Source organism: Sagittula sp. P11, from assembly GCF_002814095.1.
GTDB lineage: Bacteria > Pseudomonadota > Alphaproteobacteria > Rhodobacterales > Rhodobacteraceae > Sagittula.
Map to the genome: position 1 here is coordinate 307,948 of NZ_CP021914.1, position 13,684 is coordinate 321,631.

Here is a 13,684-nt window from a genome sequence, read left to right on the forward strand (position 1 = left end):
AGTTGATCTCTGGCATCTGCCCGCCCGCCCAATCAGCCCAGACAACCGGTGACGCGGGGCGGCTTCGCCAGTGCTGTCCGGCAAGCCCGCAGATCCGTCATGAATCCGGTCAGCGGCTGTGGCGCCCGGGGCGCGTCGGTGATCCCCTTGATGACGAACAGGTTAAAACCGACGGGAGGCGTGATCATCGCCAGTTCGAGGTTGATTATCAGAAGCACACCGTACCAGACGAGGTCGATGTCCAGCGCGTGCATCGTCGGCAACAGGATTGGCGTAGTGATCAGAATGATTGCGATGGAATCAAAGAACATGCCCATGACGAAGATCAGCGCCATGACCACGAGGATGAAGGCCAGCAGAGATAGGCCGAGCGCGGCAACAGCCTCCGTCACGCCGACCGGCAGGCGGATGATGGTGATGGCATGGCCGAGCATCGCCGCCCCCGCGATGATCATGGAGACCATCATCGAGGTCCGCATCGTGGCATAAGCGCAGTCCCAGATCATGCGTGGTGTGAGGGTGCGATAGGCCAGCGCCGCAACGAGTAGTGCGTAGAGGCACCCGGCGGCGGCGGCTTCGGAAGCGGTGAAGACACCCGCGTATATGCCGCCCATGATGATCGGCGGGGTCAGCACGGCCCAGATCGACTTGCGCAGCGCCAGCATCACGGCGCCCCATCCCGACCAGGATGTATGTTCGCGTGTGCCGCCGTTCCACATGCAGTAGATAGAGAACATGATCGCCAGCATCAGGCCGGGCAGGATACCGGCGAGGAACAGCGCGCCGATGGAAGCGTCCGAGACGATGGCATAGAGGATCATCGGGGCCGAAGGGGGAATGAGAATGCCCAGGGTTCCACCCGCGGCGATCACCCCCAGCGCCTCGCGTTCCGGATAGCCATAGCGCTTCATTTGCGGGATGGCGCTGGAGCCAATCGACAGGGCCGTGGCCACTGACGATCCGGAAATCGCGGCGAAGATCGTGCAGGACAGCACCGTCGCCACCCCGAGGCCGCCCCGGATGTGGCCGATCACCGTGTTTGCCATGACGTAGAGATCGTCGATGACCTTCGGTTTGATCATGATCTGCGCCATGAAGGCGAAGAGCGGGATGGTCATCAGCACAGGTTTGGACAGGTGCGCCATGACGGTGTCGGAGATCGGGCCGATATGGCCCTCGAAGATCAGCAGGATCGCCGTGGCCGTCAGCCCCAGCGCGGCAAAGATCGGCATTCCGGTCAGGAGCAGCAGGATCAGCCCGCCGAAGACTAAAAGGATGGTCATTGGCTCCGCCCAGCGAGGGTGTCGAGGATGCGCGTGAGCGCGACGAGGACCAGCATCGCCGCCGCAAGCATCAGCGGCGCCTGGGGGATCCAGCCCGGGATTTCGAGGTGTCCGGTGGTGTAGCTGCCGAACATGCGGAAGAATTCCACCGCTTCCCACGTGGACAGAAACAGGACGCCGGAGAGCACCAGAACGGCGAGGGCGGCAAACACCCGTTGTACCGCGCGGGAAGGGCCGCGCAGGCGGTCGGTCAGCAGGTCGATGGCGATGTGATCGCCCCGCCGGTAGGCTTCCGCCACCCCGCAGGAAATCATCGCCACCAACGCCCAGCCGGTCACCTCGTCGGACCACAGAAGCGGGCTGTCAGGACGTAGCGCATGAAAACCGCGACGACGCTCCACCATCCGCATCACGTCATCGCCGGACACATCACCCACGATCGAACAGCCAAAGGCCGTGGCGATCCCGGCGTTGATGATTGTGCCCTTGCCCGTCTCGTCACGCAGCCGCGCCACGTCGGCGATGGCCGACAGGCTCTGTTCCTGCGTAAGGCGCACGTTGGCCTCGTTGTGCGCGGCGCTTGCGGAAATCACCACGGTGATTTCCGGCACATCGCTTGCCAGCGCATCCACTGCGCCCCGCTTGTTCATCGCCAACGCAACGCCATGGCCCCCCTGCGCCGCCACGGCGCCGATGACCTCGCGCACATCGGCAAAGCGCGGCACCTTGTCGGCGGAAAGAAAACTCCCCGTCTCGAAATAGCGCACACCTGCGGCCGCGCCCCGCGTGACCCACTCCAGCTTCTGTGTCGTCGTGGGCCAGGTTTTCGGCATTTGCAGACCGTCGCGCAGGCCGACCTCGCGCAAGGCGATCCGATCCTCCGGGTAGGCCGCAAGGACGCGGGTCATGCCTGCACCTTCAACGCGCCAAGGATCTCTGCCGTGTGCTCGCCGACCGAGGGCACAGTGACGCTTTCGGACACGATGGGTCGCCCGTCTATCTCGACCGGCACCGCGGGAGCGCGGAAAGCCTTCTTGTCCCGGCATTCGGAGGTGAAGAGCCCGCCGGGCCTGTTCACATGCGGATCGTCATACATCTCGGCAGGACGGGAAACCGGGGCGAACAGCAGGTCGTTGGCCTCCATCACCTGCACCATCTCGTCGAAGGGCCGTGCAACGATCACCGCCGCAATCTGCGGCATGGTCCAGTCACGCGCTCTGATCTGGTCGGGGCGGGTCTTCAGACGGTCATCCGCGAGCAAGTGCTCCAGCCCGAGCCCGATGCACAGTTTCTCCCACTGCCCGTCCGTCGCCGCGCCCACGAATATCTGCCGCCCGTCCGCCGTTTCGAACAGGTCGTAGATCGGCCAGGAGAACACCCGCTCGGGCATCGGCGGGCTTTCCTCGCCTTCGATGTCGAACTGCACCATATGCTGTGCCACCAGCAGAAGGCAGTTCTCGAACAGGCCCGAGCGGATTGCCGCCCCCTGCCCGGTCTTGCCGCGCTGGATAAGCTCGCCCAGCACGCCATAGGCTGCAAACAGCCCGCCCATGATGTCATTGGCAGAAGACCCGATGCGCAACGGACGCCGCTTTGGCCCGGTCAGGTACGCCATACCGGTCATCATCTGCACCACCTCGTCCATGGCTGCGCGGTGTTCGTAGCGACCCTTCAGAAAGCCCTTGCAGGAGGCGACGACAAGCGCGGGATGGCTTTGCCGCAGCTGGTCCGGCGCGAGCCCCATCTTCGCCAGGGTCTCGTCTCGGAAATTCTCGACAAAGACGTCCGCGGTCTCCTGCAGCGCGCGCAGCGTTGCGAGGTCATCTGCATCCTTGACGTCCAGCACAACGGATCTCTTGCCGCGACCACGCCAGTCCCGGGCATCGACATTAGGCGCAGACAGACCGGATCGTCATGGGCAGGTTGGCGGACATGGCGTTCAAGGCCTGCCAGTTCTCGTCGCAGCGCTGCCCGCGCGCGAAGCATGGGTTCGGTTGCCGCTACCAGCATCGGATTACCTGCCGCCAGTTCGCGTATACGATGTTCGAATAGGCCACGGGATATAGTGCCAACCTTGAAGCCAAAGTTCCGCAGTAGCCCGCGCAGGGACATTTCAAGCGTGATGAACCCTTGCTGCACCGCCTTGCGAGCGGTGAGCACAGCGCGAACCTCTTGTGCGGAGACTGATTTGCAGTGAACCGGTCGGAACCAGCCGAGGTGCGGCAGGCGTGCGATCCCTTCGGCATCCCGGCGGTCCGTCTTGATCGGCATGGCCTTCAAGGCGCCTTTCACCTGCCGGGTTTCCATCAGCACGACAGGGAGTTCAGCCGCGGACAACCCGCGATGCAGCCATTGCGACAGGGGGCCAGCTCCGAGCCCGATAGCCGCAGCTTCCCCGTCCTGATCGCCGATCCAGAGCAACAGCGCCTCGGGCTCGCTGGACACCTCCGCCTCCCTCACGATCTTCCCATGCTCGCTGATCACGCAAATTGCGGTCTTCTCAAGCGACACATCCAGCCCAATTCACAGCTTCATCCCGCAGTCCTCCATGTGGATCCGATACGGGAATGGCGCCAGCTTGCCCTCGATCTTGCAACGATAACGGGCGGGTCACGGACGCAGGCCCCGTTACGGCATCTCATAGGAGGTAGATGGCAGCAGCGGCGAGAGCGATGGCGGCAATGGCGGATCGCGTGAACTGCCGGAATGGGCCTGCAGCGACAGCGCACCTGAGGTGACCTTTGGCCTGCCCTTGCCGCACCGCCGCAGGTCCGCTCCGAGCCCATTTTCCCTTTTCGACGCACTCGCCAACCTCGGCTTCGGCGATTGTGTTCGTGCCGCCGCGCACTTGCTGTGCATCGGGAACTATGCCAGAGATTGCGGCGTCGGTTTCCTTCGGGAATTGAAAGGGAATCCGTTCCGGCTTCGGCCGGCAAACGGAACTGCCCCCGCAACTGTAGGCGGTGAGTGCCTCTCGATGCGCCACTGGGTTCGTCCCGGGAAGGCGAGAGACGCTGTGACCCGTCAGTCAGGAGACCTGCCGACATGAACGAAACCACGACCGGACGGGGTGTGCCGAGGCGGGAAACATGACGTGGCCGCCGGGCCGCATTCCGTTTCGCGTCTTTCCCCTGATGGTCCTATCTGACGGGACGGATCGGATGAGACAGACCTTGATGACGGCTGCGCTGTTGGCCAGCGCTGCCACGGCGCTGAACGCGCAGCAAACGGACTACCCCCTGACACTGACGAACTGCGGGCTCGATGTGTCGTTCGACGCCGCACCGGACACCGTGGTGACGATAGGGCAGTCCGCGACAGAGATCCTCTATTCGCTCGGCCTCGCGCCGAAGGTCTCGGGCACCTCGGTCTGGTTCAACCCTGTCTTGCCGGAGTTCGCGGAGGTCAACGAGGCGATCGAGCGGCTGGCCGACAACGACCCCAGCTTCGAGAGCGTGGTCGCGAAGAAGCCCGGGCTGGTCGCCGTGCAATACGAATGGCACGTGGGCGAGAGCGGCAACGTCGGCACACGGGAGATGTTCCACGACATCGGCATCCCGACCTACATCCTGCCCGCCGATTGCGACACCAAGGACAATTCCACCGGCGGCGATGGCACACGCGTCGGCGCCTTTGAGACGGCCTCGATCTACAAGGGCATTCGGGAGCTGGCGGAGATATTCGACGTGCGCAGCGCGGGCGCAACCCTCGTCTCGGACCTTCAGGCGACCGAAGAGCGCGCCATTGCCCGCGCGGAAGGGCTAGACCTGCCCGAGGACCTGTCGGCCGTGTTCTGGTTCTCCTCCGCCGACGTCGAAATGGACCCCTATGTCGCCGGACGCCTCGGCGCGCCGGGTTACATGATGTCCAAGCTCGGGATCGAGAATGTCATCGAGTCCGATGAGGAATGGCCGACTGTGGGATGGGAGAGAATCGCCCGGGCCGACCCGGACGTGATTGTCATCGCCTACATGGACCGCCGTCGCTTTCCCGCCGACGACATCGAGAAGAAGCTGGAGTTCCTGCGCACCGATCCTGTCGCAAGCCAGATGACGGCCGTGCGCGAGGACCGGATCGTGCAGATGGATGCACACGCCATGAGCGCGACGATGCGGTCGATCTACGGGCTGGAAACGCTCTCCGAAGCCCTTTCGAAGATGTCCTTCGAATGACCATGGCGGCCACACCCGCGCGCATCACGGTGCGGCACGGGCTCTGGCTCGCGCCTCTTCTGCTCGGGGCCACCATCCTTGCAGGTACGGCAATCGGCGAGACCAGTCTGCCCTTTGCCGTGGTGTGCCGGACGCTGGCCAACCATCTGTGGGGCGCGGGCTATCCCGTGGACGGGATCGAGGCGGGCATCATCTGGAGTTACCGCCTCCCGCGGGCCATCGTGGCCGCCTGCTGCGGGGCTGGCCTCGCCCTGACCGGCGTCGTTCTTCAGGCGCTGCTGCGCAATCCTCTGGCCGATCCCTACCTCATGGGCTTGTCGGCGGGCGCCTCGACGGGGGCGGTCCTCGTGTCGGTCGCGGGCATCGGAGGCGGGGCGATCTCGATGTCGCTCGGTGCGTTGTCCGGAGCGCTTGTCGCCTTCGGATGCGTCGTGGCCCTGGCCCACGCGGTGAACGGGAGCGCGGGTGGCGGGCGCGGGACCCAGGCGGCGGCCGCAATCATCCTCGCCGGGATCGCCGGCTCGCAGATGTTCAACGCTCTGACCGCCTTCACCATCGCCCGCTCCGCCAATGCCGAGCAGGCCCGCGGCATCATGTTTTGGCTCATGGGCAATCTGTCGGGCATCCGCTGGGATGACGTCGGGGCCTGCACGGCCGTCTCCCTCGGGGGTGTCGCGCTATGTCTTTGGCACCGGCGTGGGCTTGACGCCTTCACGTTCGGTGCGGACGGGGCCGCGTCCATCGGGATCAACGTGCCTGCCTTGCGCGGCAGTCTCATCACCGTCACCGCCATCATGGTGGGGGTACTCGTTTCCAAAGTGGGCGCGATCGGCTTCGTTGGCCTTGTCGTGCCGCATGCCATGCGCTTTCTCGTCGGCACGCGCCACGACAGGCTGGTCCCCGCCTCAGCGCTGGCGGGCGCGGTGTTCCTTGTCGCGGCAGATGTCATCAGCCGCATCATCGTTCCGGGGCAGGTCCTGCCCATCGGCGTCGTGACTGCGCTGGTCGGCGCTCCGGCCTTTGCGCTGATCCTCATACGGGGAGCGCGGCGATGAGGATAGAGGTGCAGCGCATGTCGACCCGCGTGCACCGCACGCCCCTGCTTGAGGACATCTCGGTTTGCGTCGAGCCCGGGGAACTCGTCGGTTTCATCGGCCCCAACGGCTCTGGAAAATCCACGCTCATGCGTTGCCTCGCGGGACTTCGGCGTCCCACAACGGGCCGCGTACTGGCGGAAAACGAGGAGCTCGGGCGGATGCCTGCCCGCTTGCGCGCCCGGCGCATCGCCTTCGTCGAACAGCAGGCCGAAACGACGGACCGCCTGACCGTTCGGGAAGCGGTGAACCTGGGGCGCACGCCCTATCTTTCGCCGCTGCGAGGCTGGGGGAGCGAAGATGAGGCTGCCGTCGATGATGCTTTGAGAGACGTGGAAATGACCGCCTTTGCCGAACGTCTCTGGCACACCCTTTCGGGGGGCGAGCGTCAGCGCGTTCATATCGCCCGCGCACTGGCGCAGACGCCGGACCTGCTGCTGCTGGACGAACCCACGAACCATCTCGATATCCGCCATCAACTCTCGCTCATGGCTCTTGTCCAGGCCCTGCCAATCACCCGGGTCATAGCGCTCCACGATCTCAACCAGGCCGCGGCCTGTGACCGGGTCGGGGTGCTCAGCCGGGGCCGACTGGTGGCAATGGGCCGTCCACACGAGGTGCTCAACGAGGCTCTGCTGGCCGATGTATTCGGCGTCGCGGCGGTGCGCCACGCGGCACCCGACGGATCGCCGCGCCTCCATTTCTCCCATGCCCTATAGCGGATAGGGCATCTTCATCGCCTCTGTCACCGGCCAGTCCCAGTCCGAGCGCGCTGCACATCCCGCCACCTGCCGGCGCAGCGCGGCCAAAACGCGGCCTCCATCGCCGAAGTGCTGCCCAACGGAGCCAAGCACTTCCTCGGTCAGATCAATGCGGAGATCGCTGTGACCTTCCACCTGCCCTTGCAGCACCGCCGCGAGGCCGCTGCAAGCCCACTTCTTACCGACGATGCATGTCGCTCAAATGATCGCTATTCAATCTCTGCGGCGAGCCGTTTGGCGAGGATGCCGAGCAGGATCACGGCAACGACAAGAAACGCGGCGCCGACGATCCAGGCCGCAGGTGTGGAGTAGGCCTCGGCAACCGCTCCCACCAAGACCAGACCCAGAGCTGCTCCGAGTTGCTGTATCAGTGACCTCAGAGAGAGCATCGTGGATCGCTGACGGTCTTCTACGCATCGATGCAGAATACTGCTGGCGGGCGTCTCGGATACGCCAAGGAGAACGGAATACAGGATGAAAACCGTCGCAAAGCCCGCGATGCTGCCCTGCAGGGCCAACGCGACCTGAACGCCCGCCATGCAGGCGAAAGCCGCGGCAAGGGTGATCGCGTGCCGCCGTCTGAAGATCCGACTGATGTACGGAGACAGAGACGCGCCGAATGCGATTGAAAAGAAATAGGTGGCGGTCAGGACACCGATGACCGTGTTTGCATAACCTTCCTCCAGCATCGGTTTTGCATGGGTCGGCCAGATCACTTCGACCGGGTTGGTCGCCATCAGGAAAAACGCCAGAGCCGCCAAAAGCACCGACAACGCCGGATGTCTGAGGGCAAGAAGACCTGCGTCCCCGATCACCTGCGGTACAGTTGCGAACCCCTGTTTCAGGGCTTGGGGGTTCAACGGGCGCGGATCCTCCACGATGACAAGCAAGGTGTAGGTGAACACCCCAAGCATCACCGCAAAGCTCGCCGCGTAAGAGACGTCGTAAACGCTGAAACCCAGACTCTCTGCCACCGGCCCAAAGAGATCGGGCAGCACGCCCCCCAAGACAGCTCCCACCGCCAGGCCCATGGCATTCGCCCACTGCGCTTTTGCGAGAGCGGGCTGAACGTCCACGTTCGGCGCAGCGGCTCGGAAGGTCTCAACGAACCATGCGTCGAGCGTGCCCGACCGCAGGGCTCGCCCGAAACCGATGAAGGCAAATGAGAGCGCGAGAACGTAGAAATCGCGCGTCGAGAGAAAGAGTGCCAGAGAGACCAGGCTGGCGACGACTGCGGCCAGGAAGACCGGCTTGCGTCCAATGTTGTCAGCCAGTCCGCCGAACGGAAGTTCCATCGCCATGGTTGTCAGTGAGTAGACCCCAAACAGCAGCGAGATCTGGAAGAGGTCCATGCCGCGATCGGTCAAGGCCAGTGCAACGACGGCAACCGTCAGACCCATCGCAAAACGATCGAGAAACTGGTGGACCTGAAACACCCGGATGTGCCGTTTCGCCGGACCGGTCAGCGCAGCAAAGGAGAAGTCTGTTTCTGTTGCCATGGCCGCACCTTCGGCTTCGAAGGCGACTTGCGCAATACCGTGCCAGAGCTCAGGTCCATCTCGCGAGTATCAAGCGGCGCTTCGAACACGCGCGGAGAACGCCCTGTCTGTTAGTACCGCGGACTTTCGCAAGCTGACCAATGTTGATCGAAGTCGCCGACGGCCAGCAATACGCTCCGCACGGCCGAGCGTTCAGGTCCCCATGTCCCCCGCCGCAGCATTTCGTGAACCTAAGCGGCGTGTGATGGCAAGGACGCGGTTTTGATAAAGCTTTTCACGCCGGGGGAGGGTCGCAGATCTTCGTGCAGCGTGACACTAGGTGCCGAGTGCGTCCCGGCACCTGCCCTTTGCGGCAGCTCTCAGGGCAGTCCCGCCTTGTGAATGGCGATCTCGACAGTGGTTAAAAGGGAGGCCGCTTCCGGGGCGAGCGCCACCGCCTGAGAGATTGTGGCGAAATCGTCCTGGAGCATCCGCGTTTCCGGGAAAGGTCTGTCGGCAAAAGTTGCGCGCAGCCCCGCGAGTGCCGGAGCGTCGCCATCTGCAAAGCGTTGTCTCGCGTCTGCGGCGCTTTCTGCGGCGATCAGGCAGCTTTCTGGAACGAGGCGCGCAAGATGCCCGTGGTAGGCTGCCCCCGCCACCGAAAGGATCGGCTGCCCCGTCGCAAGGTACTCCGCAAAGTTTGTTGCAGGGTTGCCTTCGTGCAGGAGCAGGGTTGCGCGGACCTGCAGGTATGGCGTGCTGAAACGCATCAAGTGCGCACGTTTCGGATCGGCAGCGAGGAAGGCCATATCCCAGCCGCTGCCGATGTCTTGCAAGATGCTGCGCGCGTCGGCGTTTCCCTTCAGGGTCACGTCGCCAAGCGCCTCGGCGATATGACGTGCCACTTTTGCGGCAGGGCCGGTAAAGACGCCGTCGTGCAGTTGCACCACGGCGCGGTTGTTCAGATTGAAGGCGATGCGCAGAGAGGTCATGCCCATTCCGCTCGCCGGGCGCAGGCGGCGCGCCGCAGCATGCCGCTGTCCACGTCGACGGCGACAAAGGCCGCGCCCGCGCCCCTGGCCTCCTGCAGAAAAGCCTGATCCAGCGAAAGGATGCCAGAAGGCACACCGAGCGCCTTGAGCCGGGCCATGGCGTCGAGGATGGCGGCCTTGACCTCCGGATGCGAGGGCTGGCCCACATGGCCAAAGCTGGCGGCGATGTCTGCCGGTCCGAGGAAGACGCCGTCGACACCGGGCGTGGTGGCGATCTCTTCGAGATTGTCCAGCGCCGTACGGGTTTCCACCTGCACCAGAAGGCACAGCTCTTCGTTGGCCCGTTGGGCATAGCCCTGTACCGCGCCGAACCGCGTCGCTCGGGTGATGCCGGACACGCCGCGAATGCCTTCGGGCGGATAGGTGATGGCAGCCACGGCCTGCCGCGCTTCCTCGGCATTCTGGACATAGGGGATCAGAAGGGTCTGCGCGCCCGCGTCCAGGAGCTTCTTGATCTCCACCGGGTTGTTCCAGCCAGGGCGTACCACGGGGCTGACGGGGTAAGCCGCCAGCGTCCGCAGCCATGCCAGCGCATCCGCCGGGCTGGCTGTCGAATGCTCGAGATCGAGCATCATCCAGTCGTACCCGCACCCGGCGAGGATCTCGGACACCGTGGGATCGGCCAAAGAAGACCAAAGGCCGATCTGCACCTCACCTGCCTTCAGCCGGGATTTGAAGCTGTTGGCCGGCATCATTCGAAGGACACTCCGATCGCGCCCAGAGGCCCGTAGTCGGCAAAGATCACATCGCCGGAGCGGATGTCCACGGGCCGGGTGAAGGACCCGCCCAGCACGATGTCGCCCTTCTTGAGACCGCTGCCGAGCGGCGCGAGCTTGTTCACCAGCCATGCCAGCCCCGCAGCCGGATGCCCCATGACCCCCGCCGACAGGCCGGTTTCCTCGATGTTGCCGTTCTGCGAGAGGGTCGCGCCGAGCCAGCGCAGATCGACGTCGAAGGGCCGCACGGGGCGTCCGCCCAGCACGCTCGCGCCATAAGCGGCATTGTCGGCGATGGTGTCGACGATCTGGCGCGGCACCTCCGTGCGGTAGTCGATGATCTCCAGCGCCGGGGTCACGTATTCCGTGGCACGCAGCACATCGTGCACCTGGCACCCCGCGCCTTCCAGGTCCGCACCCATGACAAAGGCCAGCTCGACCTCGAGCCGCGGCTTGATGAAGGTCCCCGCGCTGATCCGCGCCCCGTCCCGATAGAGCGCGTCGTCGTGGATCACACCGTAGTCCGGTTCCGTCATCTTCGACGCCTGCTGCATCGCGCGGGAGGTCAGGCCGATCTTGCGACCGACGATCTTCGCCCCGGCGGCAATCCGCGCTTCGGCCCAGCGGCGCTGCACATCGTAGGCGTCCTCCAGCGTCATGCCGGGCCATTGTGTCGAAGGCTGCACGCAGACTTCGCGGGTCTGCTCTGCCTTCAGGATCGCATCGGCAGCGGCCTGGCGTTCGGTGTCACTCAGCATGGGAACTCACTTGATCGGAGGAATGGGAAGCTTGGATTCGCCGGGCTCCAGCACCAGCGTATGATCGAGGCTGAACCACTGGCCCACGTCGCCGTCGACGGGGTGGCGTTCGTCATGGGCGGTCAGCTCGCCCACCAGCGCACGGGTCACGCCGAACTGCACATCCGTGTGCAGGTAGTCGGTGTCATCGACGTAAATCTGCGAGATCAACGTCTTCAGCCCCGGCTTATGCGCCAGCACATGCACATGCGCCGGACGGTACGGGTGACGGTTCTGCGCCTCCAGCAGCCGGCCCACCGTGGTGGTCGTAGGAATCGGGTAGCCCACGGGCCGAACCGAGCGAAACCGCACCAAGCCGTCCGCGCCGGTCAGGAACTTGCCGCGCAGGTTGTACTCTGCCTGGCTGTCGTCCTGGTTCTCGTAGAGCCCCACGGGCGAGGCGTGCCAGATGTCCACTTCCAGCCCTTCGATCGGCTGGCCCTCCTTGTCGACAAAGCGGAAACAACCGTCCAGACGCGGCCCCGGCGTCTCCGACCGGAGGATCGAGCCGCCGTTTTCGGTCATCGGATGGTTCAGCCGCCAGAACGGCCCCAGCAACGATTGCGTCGTTTCGGTGGTGCCATTGTCGCCGTTGTTGAGTAGGCAGACCAGCGAGGACACCCCGAGCGACCCCGCCATCAGAACGAACTCGTTGTGCTTGTCGTTCGACTGCTGCCCCATGGTGTTGAGGATCTTCGTCGCCTGCTGGAACTCGGCCTCGGTCAGCCGCACATCGCGGATGAAACCGTGCAGATGGGTGATCAGCGAGGTCATGATCTCGCGCAGGCGCGGATCGGTGGTCCGGGCCATGACGTCCTGCACGGCTGGCGTGACCTCAGATACGCCGGAAAGAATGGTCATCGGTCTACCTCCACAGTTTGGCCGGTTGCGGCGGACAGCTTTACCGCCTCGATCACCGCCAATGCGGCGAAACCGTCGCGGCCAGAGACGAGCGGTGCTTCTTCGCCCCGGATCACGCGGCCGAATTGCTCGGCCTGAAGGATCAACGGGTCAGAAAAGTCGAAGAGCAACTTCGAACCGGAGATGGGCTCCCACCACGAGCGCTTGCCCGGGTTCTGCCAGAGCGTCAGGTTCGGCAGCGAAAGCGAGCCTTCGGTGCCGCCGATCCAGTAACAATCCTCGGTCGTTGCTGGATAGGCAGGGTTCTCGCGGGCGGTCAGCTCCCAGCTCCACGGAGCAACCGCGCTGTCACAGACATTGACTGTTCCGAGAAGTCCGCTGGCAAAGCGCAGCAGGATCGCGGCAGTTTCCTCGACTTCGTTCCTGCGGATCACATTCGACTCCGCCGCATGGACCGAAGCGACCGGACCGCAGAAATGTTGCAGCAGGTCGATGTCATGGATGAGATTGAGGTAGACCGGCCCTGCCCCCTTGCGCCGCCGCCAGTCGACCTCGAAATACTCTTCAGGCTTCATGAACCAGGTAGTGCCATGGACGCTGGCGATCTGTCCCAGCACTCCGTCGTCCACCAGCGCCTTCGCCCGCGCGATCAGGGGGTTGTGGCGACGGTGATGGCCGGTGGCAATGGCGACTCCGGCGTTCTCAGCGGTCTCTACCACAACGCGGGCGGATGCGAGGTCGGTGGTCAGGGGCTTCTCGATAAGAACAGGCAAGCCCGCGGAGATGCAGGCCAGCGCACCGTCCGCATGCATGGTGTTGGGTGTAGAGAGAATGACACCCTCCGCGCTCTCCGAGGCAAAAAGCGACCCAAGATCGGGCAAACAGGGCACGCCGAGACTGGCGGCATAGGCCTGCGCATCAGGGGCCGGATCAACGATGCAGGCGAGCTCGACGTTTTCTGCCGCCCGCACCGCTGCGGCATGGCGTCGGCCGATCAAGCCCGCGCCGACAACGGCAATCTTGGTGTTCATCTCAGCGGGTTCCTGCAAGCTGGCAGATGCGGCGGATGCCGGCGACGTAGCCTTCCAGGCCAAGGCCCGCGATCACACCGTCGGCCCGGTGCGACACATAGGAATGATGGCGGAAGGCCTCGCGCTTGTGGACCTGGCTGATGTGGACCTCGATCACCGGCGGCTCATAGGTGTTGAGCGCGTCGAGAATGGCAATCGACGTATGAGTGAAGGCGCCGGGATTGATCACGATGCCGCAGGTCGTCTCGCGGGCTTGGTGAATCCAGTCGATGATGTCGCCTTCGTGGTTGGACTGTTCCAGCCGGGTGTTGAAGCCCTCGGCGCAGGCCTCTTGGCACAGGCGCGCCACGTCATCGAGCGTCTCGCGCCCGTAGATCTCGGGCTGGCGTTTGCCCAGCAGGTTCAGGTTCGGGCCGTTGAGGATCAGGATGTCAGGCAT

Annotated in this window: 13 protein-coding genes, 1 pseudogene and 1 riboswitch; of the genes and pseudogenes, 3 read left to right on the top strand and 11 right to left on the bottom strand. The window is 64.3% G+C overall.

Annotated elements, in window-relative coordinates; genetic code table 11:
* Positions 1-32: 32 nt before the first annotated feature.
* From CDO87_RS23450 to CDO87_RS27340, 4 genes and pseudogenes are all read right to left on the bottom strand, one after another.
* Positions 33-1,283 carry a TRAP transporter large permease gene (locus tag CDO87_RS23450; protein ID WP_100931325.1) on the bottom strand — a complete coding sequence of 417 codons (1,251 nt, stop codon included), beginning with the start codon at positions 1,281-1,283 and terminating at the stop codon, positions 33-35.
* A complete protein-coding gene (locus tag CDO87_RS23455; RefSeq protein WP_198521914.1) occupies positions 1,280-2,191 on the bottom strand; it encodes a TRAP transporter small permease subunit in 912 nt (303 codons plus the stop codon). Before CDO87_RS23455 ends, CDO87_RS23450 begins: the two co-directional genes overlap by 4 nt.
* Positions 2,188-3,129, bottom strand: coding sequence for a CaiB/BaiF CoA-transferase family protein (locus CDO87_RS23460; protein WP_157815101.1), 942 nt, complete (start codon positions 3,127-3,129; stop codon positions 2,188-2,190). Before CDO87_RS23460 ends, CDO87_RS23455 begins: the two co-directional genes overlap by 4 nt.
* 299 nt (positions 3,130-3,428) lie before the next feature.
* Positions 3,429-3,794, bottom strand: a pseudogene (locus tag CDO87_RS27340) (transposase); the annotation flags it as partial.
* Positions 3,795-4,152: 358 nt separating this feature from the next.
* A riboswitch (cobalamin riboswitch) is annotated at positions 4,153-4,343 on the top strand.
* A 101-nt stretch (positions 4,344-4,444) separates the two neighbouring features.
* Between CDO87_RS27340 and CDO87_RS23470 the strand changes: the two are divergent.
* Genes CDO87_RS23470 through CDO87_RS23480 form a run of 3 tightly spaced genes read left to right on the top strand, consistent with a single transcriptional unit; the run spans position 4,445 to position 7,268 of the window.
* Positions 4,445-5,455: an ABC transporter substrate-binding protein gene (locus CDO87_RS23470; RefSeq protein WP_100931328.1), complete on the top strand. Its 1,011-nt coding sequence runs from the start codon at positions 4,445-4,447 to the stop codon at positions 5,453-5,455.
* A 2-nt stretch (positions 5,456-5,457) separates the two neighbouring features.
* Complete coding sequence (locus CDO87_RS23475) at positions 5,458-6,510, top strand: FecCD family ABC transporter permease (RefSeq protein WP_404944757.1); 1,053 nt, start codon at positions 5,458-5,460, stop codon at positions 6,508-6,510.
* Complete coding sequence (locus CDO87_RS23480; protein ID WP_100931330.1) at positions 6,507-7,268, top strand: ABC transporter ATP-binding protein; 762 nt, start codon at positions 6,507-6,509, stop codon at positions 7,266-7,268. Before CDO87_RS23475 ends, CDO87_RS23480 begins: the two co-directional genes overlap by 4 nt.
* A 251-nt stretch (positions 7,269-7,519) precedes the next feature.
* Here the strand turns inward: CDO87_RS23480 and CDO87_RS23490 are convergent, their stop codons facing one another.
* From CDO87_RS23490 to aroQ, 7 genes are all read right to left on the bottom strand, one after another.
* Entirely contained in the window at positions 7,520-8,809 is a 1,290-nt protein-coding gene (locus CDO87_RS23490) for an MFS transporter (protein WP_100931332.1), read from the bottom strand.
* 359 nt (positions 8,810-9,168) lie between these two features.
* On the bottom strand, positions 9,169-9,780 hold the full coding sequence (locus CDO87_RS23495) for a transporter substrate-binding domain-containing protein (RefSeq protein WP_100931333.1): 612 nt from the start codon (positions 9,778-9,780) through the stop codon (positions 9,169-9,171).
* Positions 9,777-10,535 (bottom strand): HpcH/HpaI aldolase/citrate lyase family protein, encoded by a 759-nt coding sequence (locus CDO87_RS23500; protein ID WP_100931334.1) that lies wholly within the window; start codon positions 10,533-10,535, stop codon positions 9,777-9,779. Before CDO87_RS23500 ends, CDO87_RS23495 begins: the two co-directional genes overlap by 4 nt.
* On the bottom strand, positions 10,532-11,314 hold the full coding sequence (gene hpaH / locus CDO87_RS23505) for a 2-oxo-hept-4-ene-1,7-dioate hydratase (RefSeq protein ID WP_100931335.1): 783 nt from the start codon (positions 11,312-11,314) through the stop codon (positions 10,532-10,534). Before hpaH ends, CDO87_RS23500 begins: the two co-directional genes overlap by 4 nt.
* A 6-nt stretch (positions 11,315-11,320) precedes the next feature.
* On the bottom strand, positions 11,321-12,214 hold the full coding sequence (locus CDO87_RS23510; protein ID WP_100931336.1) for a dioxygenase: 894 nt from the start codon (positions 12,212-12,214) through the stop codon (positions 11,321-11,323).
* Positions 12,211-13,245 carry a Gfo/Idh/MocA family protein gene (locus CDO87_RS23515; RefSeq protein WP_100931337.1) on the bottom strand — a complete coding sequence of 345 codons (1,035 nt, stop codon included), beginning with the start codon at positions 13,243-13,245 and terminating at the stop codon, positions 12,211-12,213. The genes CDO87_RS23510 and CDO87_RS23515 overlap by 4 nt, the downstream gene beginning before the upstream one ends.
* A 1-nt stretch (position 13,246) precedes the next feature.
* Complete coding sequence (gene aroQ, locus CDO87_RS23520) at positions 13,247-13,684, bottom strand: type II 3-dehydroquinate dehydratase (RefSeq protein ID WP_100931338.1); 438 nt, start codon at positions 13,682-13,684, stop codon at positions 13,247-13,249.